Source organism: Mesobacillus jeotgali, from assembly GCF_002874535.1.
GTDB lineage: Bacteria > Bacillota > Bacilli > Bacillales > Cytobacillaceae > Mesobacillus > Mesobacillus jeotgali.
The window spans coordinates 675,101-690,492 of the sequence record NZ_CP025025.1 but is presented as its reverse complement, the minus strand read 5'-3'; the positions used below and the strand labels follow the sequence as shown (position 1 = coordinate 690,492).

Here is a 15,392-nt window from a genome sequence, read left to right as displayed (position 1 = left end):
TTATTGTTACTGCAAAATCCCTCCAGCCTGGACATAGCGGGCATTGAATTCCTGCACGAACTGGTTGGTGATTGCTGCATCATGGATGATCAGCATGTTTTCGTCATTTACATTGTTTCCGTTGTTGCTCCAGTTTGTTGATCCGATGATGACAGTTGGATCACTGTCTGTGTCGGCGTCTATCAGCATTGTTTTACTGTGCAACTTTCGTGTTTCTGCGTCTGAATAGACAGGTGCTGGATTGTTCCATCTTGTATTTGGATTATTGACACTTGTCTGTGAAGCAGTCCGTCCTGTCATATCGACACTTGCAGACCACCACTGATTCCAGAAACTCGAGTCGAACAATCCTTTTACATCAAATCCGGTCAGGGTTCCCTCCATGTCATTATAGGACCCCTCCCACTTATTCTTCAATTCATCAGTGAGTGCCTGGTCGCTCCAGGCAAAGATTGAGAAATATGTATTAAAATCGGCTTCATTGCGAATCAAATCAACCATTTTTCCGACTGCATTATCCCCCGCCGAAAAATAGATTTCTACCTTCTTCCCATTGATATCAATAGCATGTGTGGTATTGTCTGTTTTACGCGTGCTGAAGTTCGAGGCGACAGGGTCTGGATTCAATATATTGCTGCCCCACATCTCATTGAATTCAGTTTCATAGATACCTGCTAACTGAGGCCAGTTAATTTCGACGATTTGGTTCTGATTGCCGTCAAGGATGCCCTGCTGCATGTTTTCATCTGAACCATAAAGGCCAGTGACGGTAAAATTCCAAGTTCCTGTGAATACCCAGCGGTCATCCACTATCGCAAATTTATTGTGCATCTGGTTTCCAGGTCCATAGTAGCTTTCCGCTGCTTTCGCCTCGGCATTAACAAACATTCTGCCTGTCGTCGTACTAGTCCCAACCATCACTGTTACTTGCTCAAAATCACTCACGCTGGCAGGCAATCCTTTAGCCGTTCTTTTCGCACTGTCTTCCACTACAAACATTGGCGAGTCTGAGAAAACCACGATATCATCAGCAGTGCCGATTTTCGCATCCTGGCCGCGCACCATTTTTTCCAGGTAAAGTCGCATCATTTCAAAGCGTTCTGCATAGTGAGGATCTGATGCGTCCTTGGAATCTGCAATCACACGCACATCGACACCCTGTGCCGCTTTCTGGATCAGCGTATCAACTACTCGCGGAAGGTTAATTTCATATGTAGCAAAATCTATGCTTTTTGTTGCGGAGTTGAGCCGCTTGATTAGAATATCTTCAAAGTTCACATTATAATTCGCTTCGTTCCCTGCTGAAGCATATTGGGGGAATGCGCATTTATTGAAGTAAACATTCATTGCCCCTTCAGCTTCGGAGACATTATTCAAGCGCTGCGTTGTGTCATCACAAACGCTTGGTGCATCAGGAGGAGTCGAACCACCGCCTGCATCGCCACCAGAACCGGCGCCATCAGCACCAGTTGAATTGAAGGCCTTTGGTGTTCCAAGTCCATCAGCGTAGCTTTTATTCGCAGTAGCCCAGTTCGTAGAATCCAGGCCAGAAATACCTGGGTCAATTCGTTCCATTGTCGCTTTTGCTGTATTATCGCCTGCATACCAGAAGTCGACTTCGTCGATGATAGCTCCAGTCGCATCAATTAATTGAAGGTGTTCAGCAGTATTTCCCAGCGAGCCGCTGTAAATAAGATCAGCTTGAATTTCTGTAACAGATTGCTCATCTGTTTTTTCAAGCAAGAAATATCCATAGGCTGGAAGAGTTCCGTTCAGGATGATCGCCGGGGCACCATCAGCCGCATTCAGCTGCCAGCCGTCAAGCACTATATCAGAAGCTGAATTGTTATATAGCTCAATCCATTCATCGCTGTAGCTGTTGTTCGTGCCCATCCAGGCAACTTCACTGATGACCACATTCGGTGTCTCAGCAGCATTCACGGTTGGTGCACTGGTCATGAATGACGGGTAAAGAGTTGAAAACAATAAGATAAATGCTGGTATAACAGAAATCAATTTATTCAACTTTGACTACCTCCTCAAATATAAATCCAAAATAATCATAAAGTAAAAATGTTGTCGAAATATGTTGAATTTGTAAATTTCACGAAAAATGAATCTATATGAGGAGTTTATTTTTGTGTGACATATCACAATGGAATCTATATACCTAGCAACCTGGCAGTCAGCTTCCAATCAAATAAAAAAAAGAACCCACTCAAAATGGGACCATACGAAATTAATCTTCATTTATATTTTTCCTTGTATCGGTCGGAAGTAAAGCCGGAACTCGAAAAAATAGACTGCCCCTCAAAGGACAGTCCTTAATCTCATTTCTTTTCTTTTTCAATAGCCATACTCCACATGGTCAGAAATACAGCACCTAAAACCATGACTCCGCCTATCCATGGAGTATGGATCAGTCCAATCTTATCGACGATTATTCCGCCAACAAATGCACCGATAGCAATTCCAACGTTAAAGGCTGCTATATTCAATGCTGATGCGACATTGACAGCTGCCGGAACATAACGTTCTGCCAATTTTACAACAAGCACCTGCAAGCCGGGTACATTCATGAACGCAAATATCCCCAACAAGAAGATCGTGATTACTCCAACAATTTTGAACGGTGCAGTGAAAGTTAGAACAACCAGAACGATCGCTTGAATAATGAACATCCATGACAATGCCTTTAGTGGATTTTTATCTGCAGCCTTGCCGCCAATCGTATTTCCGATTGCTACGGCAATACCATAAACTAATAAAATGATGCTTACTGCACTTGGCGAAAATCCAGTAATGTCTTGAAGAATTGGAGTCAGGTAGGTAAATGCTACGAATGTTCCCCCATAACCAAGTGCGGTAATGGCGAATGCCAATAAGAGCGGACCGTTTTTTAAAACTTTTAATTGGTCGCTGAACTTAGATGGTGGTGCATCTTTAATATTTTTCGGAATCAGGATTGCACTCGCGATAATTCCAACTACACCTAACAGTGCAACTCCCCAGAATGTAGCTCTCCAGCCAAACATCTGGCCAATGAATGTTCCAAGCGGTACACCTGTGACAGTCGCGACAGTCAACCCTGTGAACATGAAGGCAATCGCACTTGCCCTTTTATGCTCCGGTACTAAATCGGCAGCAATCGTTGACCCTATCGAGAAGAATACACCATGTGAAAATGCAGTGATGATGCGGGCGACCAATAATAGGCCAAAGCTAGTAGAAACTGCCGCAATAGAGTTACCGACAATAAAGATGACCATCAAGGCCATCAGCAGTGTTTTACGGCTCATCTTATTGGTTAAAGCTGTTAATATCGGTGCTCCAAACGCAACTCCCATTGCATAGCCCGAAATCAATAATCCTGCCAATGTAATAGATATATTTAAATCGTCTGCAATCGTTGATAATAATCCTACCGGGACAAATTCGGTCGTACCGATGCCAAATGCACTGATCGCCAATGCTAAAAGCGATAGTGTTCCACCCTTGCTTTTGGTTTGTTGTATATGTGAACTCATAATAAGAAATCCTCCTAAGAATAGATTTACTTCCTAGTTGGCCAGTGAAGGCGCCTTTCACCGTGCCAGCATGAATGCAATTATGATGCATACCTGGAAGGTTGGGAAGTACGCACTTTCAAGTTCCGTAGGCACCTGCAGGTGATATAGGTACTTAAAAGTGCCCTATACAACTTTGTGTATCGTAGTTGTATAATGAGCCTAACCACCTGAAAGGTACCCAACAGAATGCTATTATGACTTCTTACTGCAACATTGGGAAGTACGCACTTACAAGTACTATAGGCACTTAAAAGTAATCATTTTGATACTAAAGGAGGCATAAGCATCCATGAAAAAATACAATATACCAGTCGAAGCCGCACTGGAGGTAATCGGCGGCAAATGGAAGGTCGTCATTCTATGCCATTTGATTGAAGGAAAGAAACGCACAAGCGAGCTTAAGAAACTGATGCCTGGAATCACACAAAAAATGCTCACGCAGCAATTGCGTGAGCTTGAAGAGGATAATGTTATTTTGCGCGAAGTCTACAACCAGGTACCTCCAAAGGTCGAATACTCACTGACGGATTATGGCTGGTCATTAAAAGGAATATTAGACTCCCTATGTTCTTGGGGTGAGCAGCATATTGAAAAGAATCATCCGAATAAAGAGGATGTATTGATTCAGCCTCAGTCGATTGAGTAAATGAAAGCCATGTGAATGCTCACGTGGCTTTCATTTAATTTTTATAATCCTCCCCCAATCAGCTTTCAACTAAACGCCACCAGACTGATGAAGGATAATTTGCGCCAACTGTAACGGACTCCCCGATCTGAGGAGTTGCAATCTCAACTCCGGTTTCTTTTGCTGCTTTAACCGCCCTTTCAACAGGGTCATACCATTCGTGCAACGACAAGGTAAAAGCACCCCAATGTACCGGGATCAGCACCTTCCCTTTCACATCGATATGGGCTTGAACCGTTTCTTCAGGCAGCATGTGAATCGCAGCCCACCGAGCATCATACTGGCCGCATTCCATCAGCGTTAAATCGAATGGGCCATATTTTTCGCCTATTTCTTTAAAGTGCTGCCCGTATCCGCCATCACCGCTGAAAAAGATTCTTGTCTCCTGGCCAATGATGACCCAGGAGCACCAGAGAGTGGCATTTCTGTCGGTGAGACCCCGGCCGGAAAAATGGCGGGCCGGGGTACATGCGAGTTGGAGCCCTTCAAATGAGAATTCATCCCACCAGTCATGCTCCTGGATCATTTCAGGGGAGATTCCCCATCGCTCCAGGTGTGTACCAACTCCCAATGGAACAATATAGTTCTTCACCTTTCCCTTGAGCTTCATGATAGAGCCATAGTCCAAATGATCATAATGGTCGTGTGAATGGACAACTGCATCTACAACCGGAAGTTCCCCTATCTTAAAAGGCAGCTCCCTGCTGTATCGCTGGTTTCTCAGCGGGAAAGGAGTTGGCGCTTTTCCGAACATCGGATCGAATAAAATGGTTTTCCCCTCTATCTCCAGGAGGAAGGCTGAGTGCCCAAACCAGGTGACCTTCGTTGCTGCACCTTTTTGTAATGGCTTTGAGAAAGTTGCCATCGGAAGTGGTGCTCCCGGCCTTCTCTCTGAATTGCCTTTTAAAAAGTCCTTCATCATGGAAACCATCGAGCCAAGGCTTGTATCCCATGAAGTATGAACCTGATTAACAAACTTACCATTTTGATATTGCGGAGACTTCGCGTATAAGGATCGTCTTTTTTCGGAATGTTTACCGCCAAATGCTGGATAGTAATTCAGGATTGCATAACCTGCAATGACAATCCCAGCTAATATTATCAATAGATTTAACACCATCATTACCTCTTTCGCGTTGCTGGATCATCCGCCAATTTCCTGAATTTTTTCAGAAGGATAGATGGATATTCCTGTCACTTCCTTCTGGGCAACTTGATACATGGCCGATGCTACAGTGCTGCCTTCAATTGCTTTGTATTTCTTGAATGGCCCCCCAAAGAGAAAAGGCATTTTTGTAAAAATTGCGGCTGCTGCCCTTTCGCCAAACCTAAATTCATCCCGTTCCCCTAATTACAATGATGGGCGGAAGATGGCTGTTGTTTCATATGAAATTCGCTTGATTTCTTGCTCGAGCTTCCCTTTCATTTTCGAATAAAAGATTGGAGAGTCAGGATCCGCATTCATCGAGCTGACAAGCAAAAACTTCCTTGCTCCTTCAGAACTTGCCAATTTGGCAATTGCCACAGGGTAGTCTACATCTATCTTCCACATTGCCTCCTTAGTCTTTGCTTTCTTGATTGTTGTTCCAAGACAGCAAAATACATCGTCTACTGCAAATAACCCTGTGTACTCTTCCAATCGGTCGAAATCAATCACCCTTTCAACTAGCTTAGAGTGTTTGACGTCAAGCGGCCTTCTTACAATTGCCGTCACCTGGTCATATTCCTTCGAATTCAACAAAATCTGTAGTAATTCATTCCCAATTAATCCTGTCGATCCAGCTATCAAAGCTTTTTTTCCCATAGCCAAGAACCCCCTGTAAAATGCATGCTTTTATTATTTCATATTTGGCCCAGATAGAAAAACCAAGAATATAAAAAGATCATTTAAAAAAGATTTTACAAATAACCGAACTTTGTATAACATATGTATAAGTTATGTATAACTTTTTTTAATGGAGGATAACCTTACGATGCTTGATCATAAATTGTTATTAAACATGCTTTTTTCCGGGTCCCGAAAAGTGATTGAACATCAGGAAGAATTGAATGCAATCAATGTTTTCCCTGTCCCAGACGGAGATACCGGAAGCAATCTGTCCTATTTGATGAGGACGATTTTACAAGACGCCTATATTAGTGATGATGCATCTGAATCCCTCACCTCTTTGAAAAAGGCTGCCTTAAGAGGATCCAGAGGGAATTCAGGAATGATCTTTTCCCAGTTTCTCATTCATCTTGCCAATGGAATATCAGTTAAAAATATTCATGATTCAAATGATTTCATTTCAGTCTGCGAGCTGGCAACGGGGAAAACATATGATTCCGTCATGTCACCTGAAGAGGGCACCGTCCTGACTGTAATGAAGGAGTGGGTGCTAGCCATGAAGGAAACGGCAGCTGCTCACACGAATGTCCCTTCCTTAATTTTCGGCTCACTTCCTCACGTCTATCAATCTCTTGAGAAAACGAAGCTAAAAATGGAAGAGGTAAGTGGAAGAAAAGTGGTGGACTCCGGTGCGAAAGGTTTTGTTTATTTTCTCGAAGGGCTCATCCAGCCGCACAACCAGTCTGAATCAATAGTTACCAAACAAAGTATTCCCGCCTTCGGGGACCATATTTTTTCAAAAGAAGAACTGCTTTCCCATCGTTATTGCACAGAGTTTATGATAAAAGGAATCTCTGATTCTTCGAAAATAAAGGAGGTGGCAGGAAGTCTTGTTGATTCGGTCGTGGTTGCAGGAGATGAGCAGCAGCTAAAGGTGCACTTCCATACAAATGAACCGCACAAAGCTGTCGAGCTTATGTCTAAGTTTGGTACTGTCAGCTTCCAGAAGGTTGAGGATATGAAGCGCCAATACGAGAGCATTCATGCGAGGAAATCAAAAATCGCGCTTGTGGTCGACTCAGCCTGTGACCTGCCTGAAGAATTCATGGACCACCATCAGATTCATATGCTTCCAGCCATAATTGAAATGGATCAGTCCCCCTACTTAGATAAGCTAACGTTGAAACCGGAAAATTTCTATAATCGATTGGAACAGGCTGAGAAAGCACCTAAAACCTCACAGCCTGGACTTGAGCAAATCATTCGCACGTACGAACAGCTTGCAAAGCACTACGACCATATTTTATCAATACATGTATCGAAGGAATTAAGCGGGACCTTTGAATCCTGCAGGCTTGCAGCTGCACAGGTCAACCCTGAAAAAATCACAGTGCTGAATACGAAAACACTCTCAGGTGCCTATGGCTTGCTAATCCATTCGGTCGCCGAAAAGCTTGACGAAGGAGCCAGCCTGGATGAATTGATTCAATTGACAGAAGAATTGACTGCCAAAGCGGAAATCCTCGTCAGTGTCCCAACTTTAAAGCACATGATCAGGGGTGGCAGAGTCACTCCACTGCAAGGAAAAATCGCAACGATGTTAAAAATGAAGCCAATCGTTTCTGTTGATGAACAGGGCAAATCAAAGCTCTATGGAAAGACTTTTTTTCGAAACTCCAATCTTAAAAAAATGTTCAGCATGATTGGCCATTTGGATAAAACAAAGCAAATAACACAATATGTTGTGCTTCACGCAAATGACCCGGATAAGGCAGCATTGTGTGCAGAAGAAATGAAGAACCTGACAGGGATTGCCCCTTTATATACCGCCAATGTATCCCCTGTCATCGGTGCTCATGCAGGCAAGGGATCAGTCAGCGTAGCAATGCTTTTCGACAAACCCAAATATGAAAGGAGTTTTTAAAAATGTGGGACTTATATGTAATCAATATCGGTGCAATCTTTCTATTCATGTTCACGATGTTCATCATTGCACAGCTGATAAAGGATAACTCGATTGTCGATATCGGCTGGGGGCTTGGATTTGTCATCATCGCCTTCGTCAGCTATTTCGCATCTGAGGGAGAACATTCCCTAAGACAGACCATTGTTTTAACTCTAGTCTCTTTATGGGGAATCCGCCTCTTTCTTCACCTGCTCATTCGTTCAATCGGCAGAGGAGAGGATTTCCGATATGCCAATTTCCGTAAGCAATGGGGCAAAAACGTCAGGATTATTGCTTTTTTCAGAGTCTTTATGATGCAGGGAGCCATCATGCTGCTTCTTGCTTATCCAATTATTCTGGTGAATGTCGCCGAATCAAGCGGCTTTGACATTTTCGCAGTCCTTGGACTGATAGTATGGGTAATCGGTTTCCTTTTCCAGAGCATTGGAGATTATCAACTAGAACACTTTAAGAAAAGAAAGAAACATAAAGAAGAGATTTTAAAATCCGGATTATGGCGCTTCAGCAGGCATCCAAACTACTTTGGAGAAGCGGCGATGTGGTGGGGTATCTTCCTGATCGTCATTGGGGTACAGAACGGCTGGACCGCATTCTTCAGTGCAGCGTTCATTAATCTATTGCTTTTAAAGGTTTCCGGAGTTCCATTTTTGGATAAAAGATATGCCGGTAACGAGGAATACCAGATTTATAAGCAGGAAACGAATCTTTTCATCCCGTGGTTCCCAAAAAAAGTTAACTCCTGATTAATCATAGCCTGCCCATAATAAATTGTGGGCAGGCTCTTAACTATTCACTCGACAAATCTCCTGGCAGTGAAGAAGCTTATCAATGAAGAAACTCCACAGATAAAAGTTCCCCACATCAAGTCAATGGCTGTAATCATCAGCGGCCAATCGCTCATTGTCGCATGGTTCGTCAAGTCATACGTGGCATAACAAACGAGACCAAAAAACGCACCATTTTTGACAGCTATCTTCCAACTATCTCGCTGTATCGCAGGTTTTACAGCAAAGTATCTAAGTCCGGCGATGAACAGAATATAAAACAAAGCAGCTGCAATCCAGTTCACCTCTGGAGCGAGCAAATGACCAATCTGCTCTTTGTAGAGGCTTGGTGAAATCAATCCGAGCCAAACACTGTCAAGTACCAGAAAAACCAAAAAGATAATGCCGTAGATTTTCATACGATTAACTCTCCTTCCGTTTGGCTCTATTATATTAAACACAAGGCTTTTCCTTGAAATCTGGATGTGTGCAGATGTGGTTTTTGTTGAACATTCGCAAGAACTAGGCCCCTACTGCGACATCACTCCTGAACCTAGAAAGAGCCTGATATCATGTATCAGGCTCTTTTCAGCATTATTCAACCATACTTTCTTTTTGCAGTTGCGTTCTCCTTGCAGCAATAATCAAATCTTCTACCGGCGATACTCGTCCGAGTTCATCTTTATGGACAATGTGCTTCCGTTCAAATTGTGTGGGGCTGTCGATACCGGCAGCTGCTGCCAGATTGTAAAGTCCTTCACGCAGTGAAATGATATAGTTGGCGACCCGATACATTTTCTCATCGACGACCAGACCGTCCTGAAGTTTTTTATCAGTGGTCGCTACACCAGCAGGGCAAGTATTCGAGTGGCATACCTGGGCCATGATGCAGCCGACGCTGATCATCATGCCGCGGGCGATATTCACAAGGTCTGCTCCCATAGCCAGGGCGATGGCAATTTTATCAGGAGTGATCAGTTTTCCTGATGCAATCAGCTTAACCCTGTCTCTGATTCCGTACTGGCGGAGCATTTCATCCACTACGGGAAGCGCTGAGTTGATAGGAAGACCAACAGTGTCCGCCAGCTCCTGGTAGGTTGCACCAGTACCGCCTTCACCGCCGTCAACCGTAATGAAGTCAGGGCCTTTCCCGCTCTCTTTCATGTAGGAAATCATGTTTTCAAGCGCATCCATATCACCGACGACAATCTTAATTCCAACCGGCTTTCCGCCAACCGAACGCAATTCCTCGATCCAGTCAAACATCGAAGGGACATCGCTGAACTCATAGAATCTGTTTGGACTGTTAATTGTTTTACCGACTTCAACAAGGCGGATCTTTGCGATTTCTTCGGTTACCTTTTCCCCTTCTACATGGCCTCCACGCGTTTTCGCTCCTTGGGCAAGCTTGATTTCAAAAGCTTTAACCTGGGGCATTTCACTCTTTTTCTTGAACTCTTCCCAGGAGAATTCGCCGTTTGGCTTACGGACACCAAACAAGTCCGGTCCGATTTGCATCATGATATCCGGATTTCCAGCAAGGTGGTGCTCAGATAATCCGCCCTCTCCTGAATTCATCCACGTTCCGCCTGCAAGCCCCAGGCCTTTGGACATGGCCTGGATTGCCTTTTCCCCAAGTGCACCATAGCTCATAGCCGACTGCCCGATCTGACCCTTCACACGGAATGGGAATCGGCAGGTACTCTCACCTAGCACCACCGCATCATCATCTTTCAAATAATATGGATCAGCCAGTTTCTCCTCGTTATGCTCCTTCCTTGTAAAAAGGCCTTCACCATCAATCTTGTAAACTCTTGTTTTAATTTTTTCCGCGTTATCAACCTTCATTTCATCAGTCAATTTAGGAAAAAGTGTATTTCTGATGTAGAAGCCTTCAGCCTCAAAGTCCTTTAATGAACCAAAACCTATTAATCTTTCCTTATATTTCCCCGCTTTGACGACATCCTGGTATTCTTTGCGTGAAAAAGGCTTTCCCTCATTATCACCATTGAATAAATATTGTCTTAGCTCGGGACCAATATGCTCGGTGAAATAACGAACCTTTCCAAGCACAGGGAAATTCCTTAAAATAGAATGCTGCTGCTGATTATCGTCTTTAATGTATAAATAGATAAATAGAAGAACCGGCACCAGGATAATCAAAGCTATGAAAATAAACAAGCCGATCACTAGATAATCCGTCAAACCCATTGAAATCCTCCTTTCCTATAATGAAGATAAAGCTTTTGTTATGACTGTATCTCCTTCTGCCACTTCGAAAGTCTTGTTAAACGTTCCCTCCGTTTCGAGCGACATGACCAGTACCTCCGCGATGTCCTCGTGTGAAATTTCAAGCTCATTTGAATCCAATGTTTCACCGGCAGATATTTTTCCATTGCCAGGTTTGTCTGTAAATGCACCCGGCTGCACGATGGTATAGGTTAAATTTGATTGCCGCAGCAACTCATCGGGCATCTCCTTCGCGCCAATTTCCCGGCTGTCATCTCCTGCCGCTTCATTGGCCATGATGGCGCTCATCATCACAAAACGCTTGACGCCCTGCTTCTCTGCTTCCTTCACCGTCTCGATGACCGACTCATGGTCAACCATTACAGTGCGGCCAGTTTTGGCCTTTGGATTGACGCCAGTTAGATAAATGGCGGCATCATATCCGTGAAATAAAGTTGGCAGGATCCCCTCGTCATAAAGAACTACTTCTGTAGCACCTCTCTTTTTCAGCAGGTCAATCTGATTTTCATCACTGACGACTGCGCAGGATGTATACCCGTTTTCCATCAGCTTGCTGACAACAAACTCCCCGACACTGCTATGTGCACCAATCACGATTACCTTCATTTCTGTTCCCTCCTTTGTAAGAAAAGAGAAACAGATGGACTCCGTTTCTCTTTTTTAATCATTCTATGATTAGAGCATTCGATTCCAGTGGCGGTGCTCGGCGATTGCATCAATGAACTTCTGGCTGTCTCCTGACGCATCATTGCTGTTTGCGAAGATGACGACACCAGGTGCGTCTTCATGGCCAATGCCTGCTGCAGCCAATAATTCTGCAGCTTCTTTTCCAGCACCAACTGCTTTCAGATGGCTGAAAGCCTCATCGACAAAGTAGACTGCTTCCTTTTTTTGCTTCAGGCTATCAACGCTTTGCTGGCCGCCGGCAACATGCAGTGCATCAAATAGAACAGAGCTGCCAGTCAGCAGCGTATGCTGGACTTCAAGCTCCGTGCCATCATCGCCCTTGATCATCCCGAGCTGCTTGCTGACGACTTCTGCCGTGATGCCGCTCTTTTTCAGCATTTCCATCAATCCAGAAACTTCAGCTCCATTAAAACCATGATCAGCAAGGATTGCAACCTTTCTTGTATTTGGCAGCTTCGCTGTATTCATCTGGCTCAATGCCGGCGAAGTCATAGTCACTTCTGCTGGTTTGCTTGTCGGCTTTTTAGCCCCTAGGCTTACGGCTACTTGCTCAGCAAGGAAAGTATCAATATTTCCGAGCATCTCGACCACCTGCTGCTGCACATCCTTGCTCTTCACTTTTCCAAGCTCAAAACTGAAGGCCTCGATCATATGCTGCTTTTCCACGTCAGACATACTGTTCCAGAAGAGAGTCGCCTGGGAATAGTGGTCCTTGAAGCTGTCACTGCGTGCCTGGACTTTTCTTCCCTCGACTTTTTCCTGGTGATGTTCAAAGCCTCCTTCGCTCACAGGTGAAGGCTTAGGATAATTGCTTTGCAGTGAATTTTTGTGATAAGCGACCTGCCCGCGGTCAACCGTCATCCGGTGCATGCCATCACGCTGATTGTTATGGAACGGGCAAACCGGCCTGTTGATTGGGATCTCGTGAAAGTTTGGGCCGCCGAGACGGGATAGCTGCGTGTCAGTATAAGAGAACAAACGCCCTTGAAGGAGAGGGTCGTTTGAAAAATCAATTCCCGGAACGACATGTCCCGGATGAAATGCCACTTGCTCTGTTTCCGCAAAATAATTGGTCACATTTTGGTTGAGTGTCATTTTTCCGATAATCTTGACTGGCACCAATTCCTCAGGCCAGATTTTTGTAGGGTCCAATACATCGAAATCGAACTTGAACTCATCTTCCTCGTCAATCATCTGGACGCCCAGCTCATACTCTGGATAATTCCCCATCTCGATCGCGTCGAATAAATCGCGTCGGTGGAAATCCGGATCCTTCCCGGCAAGTTTCTGGGCTTCGTCCCAGACTAATGAATGAACCCCCAGTACCGGTTTCCAGTGGAATTTTATAAAACGTGCCTTGCCCTGTTCATTCACGAACCTGAAGGTGTGCACGCCAAATCCTTCCATCATCCTGAAGCTGCGCGGGATTGCACGATCTGAAATATGCCACATGATCATATGGGCTGACTCCGTATTATTCGCAATAAAATCCCAGAATGTATCATGGGCCGACTGCGCCTGTGGTATTTCATTATGCGGCTCCGGTTTGACCGCATGAATCAAATCAGGGAACTTGATTGCATCCTGGATGAAGAATACAGGGATATTGTTACCAACAAGGTCGTAATTGCCTTCTTCTGTATAAAATTTCGTTGAAAACCCACGTACATCGCGAACTGTATCACCTGACCCCCGAGAACCGGCTACCGTTGAAAAACGCACAAACACTGGAGTCTTTTTGCCCGGATCCTGCAGGAATCCTGCCTTCGTATATTCAGTCATTGGCTCATAGACCTGGAAATGACCATGGGCGGCAAATCCCCTCGCATGCACTACACGCTCCGGAATTCGCTCATGATCAAAATGAGTCATCTTCTCACGGAAATGGAAATCCTCCATCAATGTTGGACCACGGGCTCCCGCTTTCAAGGAATGTTCATCTTCAGAAACACGCAGCCCCTGGTTTGTCGTCATTGCTTCACCATTATGTTCAGACCTGAATTGCTCAAGCTGCTGATCCTTTGAATTCTCGTTCACAGATTGATTTTTCTCATCCTTCTTCACTGATTCATTCCTCCCGTACTTGAAGTGAGAGCATGTACAAACATATGTAATCGTTCATAAGATGATCTTCCATTGGACGCCACAATCGACACACTTACGGCCATGCTCCTCTATGGACGTATACCACAAGGCAAAGCCCGCTAAACGAATATTTAGCGGGCTTTGTTTTTACAAGTTTTCATTTAGGTATTCTTTCGCTTCCTCAGGTGAAGCAAATGGTTTAATAAAGGTGATTTCTTTGCCATCATTGGCGACCGCCAAGAAGCCATCAGCTACCTGGATTATATCTGCAGAAACATTCTTTTGCCCTTCTGTTTCAACAGTATCAGCGATTGTCGCCTGTCCTTTATCAACCCATGACTGGACTTCAACAGCGTAGGCATCATAATCCATTCCTTCATAGAACCTTTCCTGCAGGTAATCCGTTGTCACCGGATCCTCCTCAGTCTTCACTTCCGTTTCCGGCGGACCCTCCTGGCCGACTTCACTATCATCAGCGCTGCATCCAGCAAGAATCCCAGCCGCTGCTAAAGATATAAGTAGTTTCTTCATAAGATCCTCCTTGTCTTATAGATTCTCTTAGAATACTTATACCCTTTTAAGCAAGCGGAAAAAGTTTTTCAGGATATTTGGATGGAATTGGCAGATTTTCAGCTGGTTACTGCAACTGGCTTTAAAATCTCCCCAACCGGTAATGGGTGCAACCGAAATAAATATGCTCTAACCGGTAATATATTGCGTGCAACCGGTAATAAAAATCGTCTAACCGGTAATAAATTTGCTCTAACCGGTAATATTTTCTTCCCAACCTGAAATAAATACGCTGGGACCGGCATCATATCATATCAAAAGGGAAAACTCAGCATCCAAAATAGTCTAATGAACTTCTTATTCCCATAAAAAAACAGGATTCCAGCCGGGAATCCTGTTTTTCTTACTTATTTTCACACTGGCGCAGTGAATGAACGCTGTGCGAGTTCATTTTCGAGCATGAAGAATGCGTTGCTGTCCTTGTCAATGCGGCGCAGCTTTTGGATCAGGCTGTCAAACAGGGCTTCTTCTTCAACCTGTTCTTCAATGAACCATTTCAGAAATGTCATCGTTGCGTGTTCGCGCTCATCAAGTGCGATATCTGCAAGATTATAGATACGGCGCGTTACTTCCTTTTCGTGCCCAAGTCCTTTTTCAAAAACATCCAGAACAGACTCGAAGTCGTTTGATGGAGCGTGGAATCCATCGAATGTCACACGCTCACCCATATCATTGATAAAATTGTAAAATTTCATCGCATGGAATCGTTCTTCTTCAGCTTGTACCAAAAAGAAGTTTGCAAAACCATCCAAATTCTCCGCTGAGCAATACGCAGCCATTGCCATGTACGCGTGCGCAGAATAAAACTCATAATTCATTTGTTCGACCAAACCATTTACCAACTTATCGCTGATCATTGTATTCCTCCTCAATCCATGCAGCTTTTGTCTTTTTACGCTAACATATTTATTTTGCCTTCCTTATCGAATTTTACCCTTTTACACTCCTTAAAACCATTGTTTCACGATAAACCTTTTTTAAAAACAAA

12 protein-coding genes and 1 pseudogene are annotated in these 15,392 nt (G+C 44.2%); 3 read left to right on the top strand and 10 right to left on the bottom strand.

Annotation, left to right across the window (positions count from 1 at the left end):
• Nucleotides 1–6 precede the first annotated feature (6 nt).
• Both CD004_RS03345 and CD004_RS03340 read right to left on the bottom strand, forming a co-directional pair.
• Nucleotides 7–2,025 (bottom strand): phospholipase D-like domain-containing protein, encoded by a 2,019-nt coding sequence (locus tag CD004_RS03345; protein ID WP_233434937.1) that lies wholly within the window; start codon nt 2,023–2,025, stop codon nt 7–9.
• 305 nt (nt 2,026–2,330) lie between these two features.
• The gene (locus CD004_RS03340) at nt 2,331–3,527 is read right to left on the bottom strand and encodes an MFS transporter (RefSeq protein ID WP_102261478.1); all 1,197 of its coding nucleotides are present in this window, start codon (nt 3,525–3,527) and stop codon (nt 2,331–2,333) included.
• A 331-nt stretch (nt 3,528–3,858) separates the two neighbouring features.
• Here CD004_RS03340 and CD004_RS03335 point away from each other — a divergent pair, with 331 nt between their 5' ends.
• Nucleotides 3,859–4,215 (top strand): winged helix-turn-helix transcriptional regulator, encoded by a 357-nt coding sequence (locus CD004_RS03335; protein WP_102261477.1) that lies wholly within the window; start codon nt 3,859–3,861, stop codon nt 4,213–4,215.
• Nucleotides 4,216–4,273: 58 nt separating this feature from the next.
• Here CD004_RS03335 and CD004_RS03330 read toward each other — a convergent pair whose 3' ends face one another.
• Together CD004_RS03330 and CD004_RS03325 are read right to left on the bottom strand one after the other, a co-directional pair.
• Nucleotides 4,274–5,185: an MBL fold metallo-hydrolase gene (locus tag CD004_RS03330; RefSeq protein WP_233435008.1), complete on the bottom strand. Its 912-nt coding sequence runs from the start codon at nt 5,183–5,185 to the stop codon at nt 4,274–4,276.
• 213 nt (nt 5,186–5,398) lie between these two features.
• A pseudogene (locus CD004_RS03325) lies at nt 5,399–6,058 on the bottom strand (oxidoreductase).
• Nucleotides 6,059–6,227: 169 nt separating this feature from the next.
• Here CD004_RS03325 and CD004_RS03320 point away from each other — a divergent pair.
• Nucleotides 6,228–8,006 (top strand): DegV family protein, encoded by a 1,779-nt coding sequence (locus CD004_RS03320; RefSeq protein ID WP_158651477.1) that lies wholly within the window; start codon nt 6,228–6,230, stop codon nt 8,004–8,006.
• 2 nt (nt 8,007–8,008) lie between these two features.
• On the top strand, nt 8,009–8,791 hold the full coding sequence (locus tag CD004_RS03315; protein ID WP_102261474.1) for a DUF1295 domain-containing protein: 783 nt from the start codon (nt 8,009–8,011) through the stop codon (nt 8,789–8,791).
• A gap of 47 nt (nt 8,792–8,838) precedes the next feature.
• Here CD004_RS03315 and CD004_RS03310 read toward each other — a convergent pair whose 3' ends face one another.
• The 6 genes from CD004_RS03310 to CD004_RS03280 form a co-directional block, all read right to left on the bottom strand.
• Nucleotides 8,839–9,231 (bottom strand): DUF2177 family protein, encoded by a 393-nt coding sequence (locus tag CD004_RS03310; RefSeq protein WP_102261473.1) that lies wholly within the window; start codon nt 9,229–9,231, stop codon nt 8,839–8,841.
• Nucleotides 9,232–9,406: 175 nt separating this feature from the next.
• Nucleotides 9,407–11,023 (bottom strand): FMN-binding glutamate synthase family protein, encoded by a 1,617-nt coding sequence (locus tag CD004_RS03305; protein ID WP_102261472.1) that lies wholly within the window; start codon nt 11,021–11,023, stop codon nt 9,407–9,409.
• A gap of 15 nt (nt 11,024–11,038) precedes the next feature.
• A complete protein-coding gene (locus CD004_RS03300) occupies nt 11,039–11,668 on the bottom strand; it encodes an NAD(P)H-binding protein (RefSeq protein WP_102261471.1) in 630 nt (209 codons plus the stop codon).
• A 69-nt stretch (nt 11,669–11,737) separates the two neighbouring features.
• A complete protein-coding gene (locus CD004_RS03295; RefSeq protein ID WP_102261470.1) occupies nt 11,738–13,813 on the bottom strand; it encodes a catalase in 2,076 nt (691 codons plus the stop codon).
• 168 nt (nt 13,814–13,981) lie between these two features.
• Nucleotides 13,982–14,365, bottom strand: coding sequence for a hypothetical protein (locus CD004_RS03290; protein WP_102261469.1), 384 nt, complete (start codon nt 14,363–14,365; stop codon nt 13,982–13,984).
• Nucleotides 14,366–14,757: 392 nt separating this feature from the next.
• Complete coding sequence (locus CD004_RS03280) at nt 14,758–15,261, bottom strand: ferritin (RefSeq protein WP_102261467.1); 504 nt, start codon at nt 15,259–15,261, stop codon at nt 14,758–14,760.
• Between the last annotated feature and the right edge of the window lie 131 nt (nt 15,262–15,392).

Excerpts from the sequence above, each read along its gene's own strand:
- CD004_RS03340 (WP_102261478.1), bottom strand. The coding sequence starts at position 3,527 with ATGAGTTCACATATACAACAAACCAAAAGCAAGGGTGGAACACTATCG.
- CD004_RS03335 (WP_102261477.1), top strand. The coding sequence starts at position 3,859 with ATGAAAAAATACAATATACCAGTCGAAGCCGCACTGGAGGTAATCGGC.
- CD004_RS03330 (WP_233435008.1), bottom strand. The coding sequence starts at position 5,185 with ATGGTTTCCATGATGAAGGACTTTTTAAAAGGCAATTCAGAGAGAAGG.
- CD004_RS03320 (WP_158651477.1), top strand. The coding sequence starts at position 6,228 with ATGCTTGATCATAAATTGTTATTAAACATGCTTTTTTCCGGGTCCCGA.
- CD004_RS03315 (WP_102261474.1), top strand. The coding sequence starts at position 8,009 with ATGTGGGACTTATATGTAATCAATATCGGTGCAATCTTTCTATTCATG.
- CD004_RS03310 (WP_102261473.1), bottom strand. The coding sequence starts at position 9,231 with ATGAAAATCTACGGCATTATCTTTTTGGTTTTTCTGGTACTTGACAGT.
- CD004_RS03305 (WP_102261472.1), bottom strand. The coding sequence starts at position 11,023 with ATGGGTTTGACGGATTATCTAGTGATCGGCTTGTTTATTTTCATAGCT.
- CD004_RS03300 (WP_102261471.1), bottom strand. The coding sequence starts at position 11,668 with ATGAAGGTAATCGTGATTGGTGCACATAGCAGTGTCGGGGAGTTTGTT.
- CD004_RS03290 (WP_102261469.1), bottom strand. The coding sequence starts at position 14,365 with ATGAAGAAACTACTTATATCTTTAGCAGCGGCTGGGATTCTTGCTGGA.
- CD004_RS03280 (WP_102261467.1), bottom strand. The coding sequence starts at position 15,261 with ATGATCAGCGATAAGTTGGTAAATGGTTTGGTCGAACAAATGAATTAT.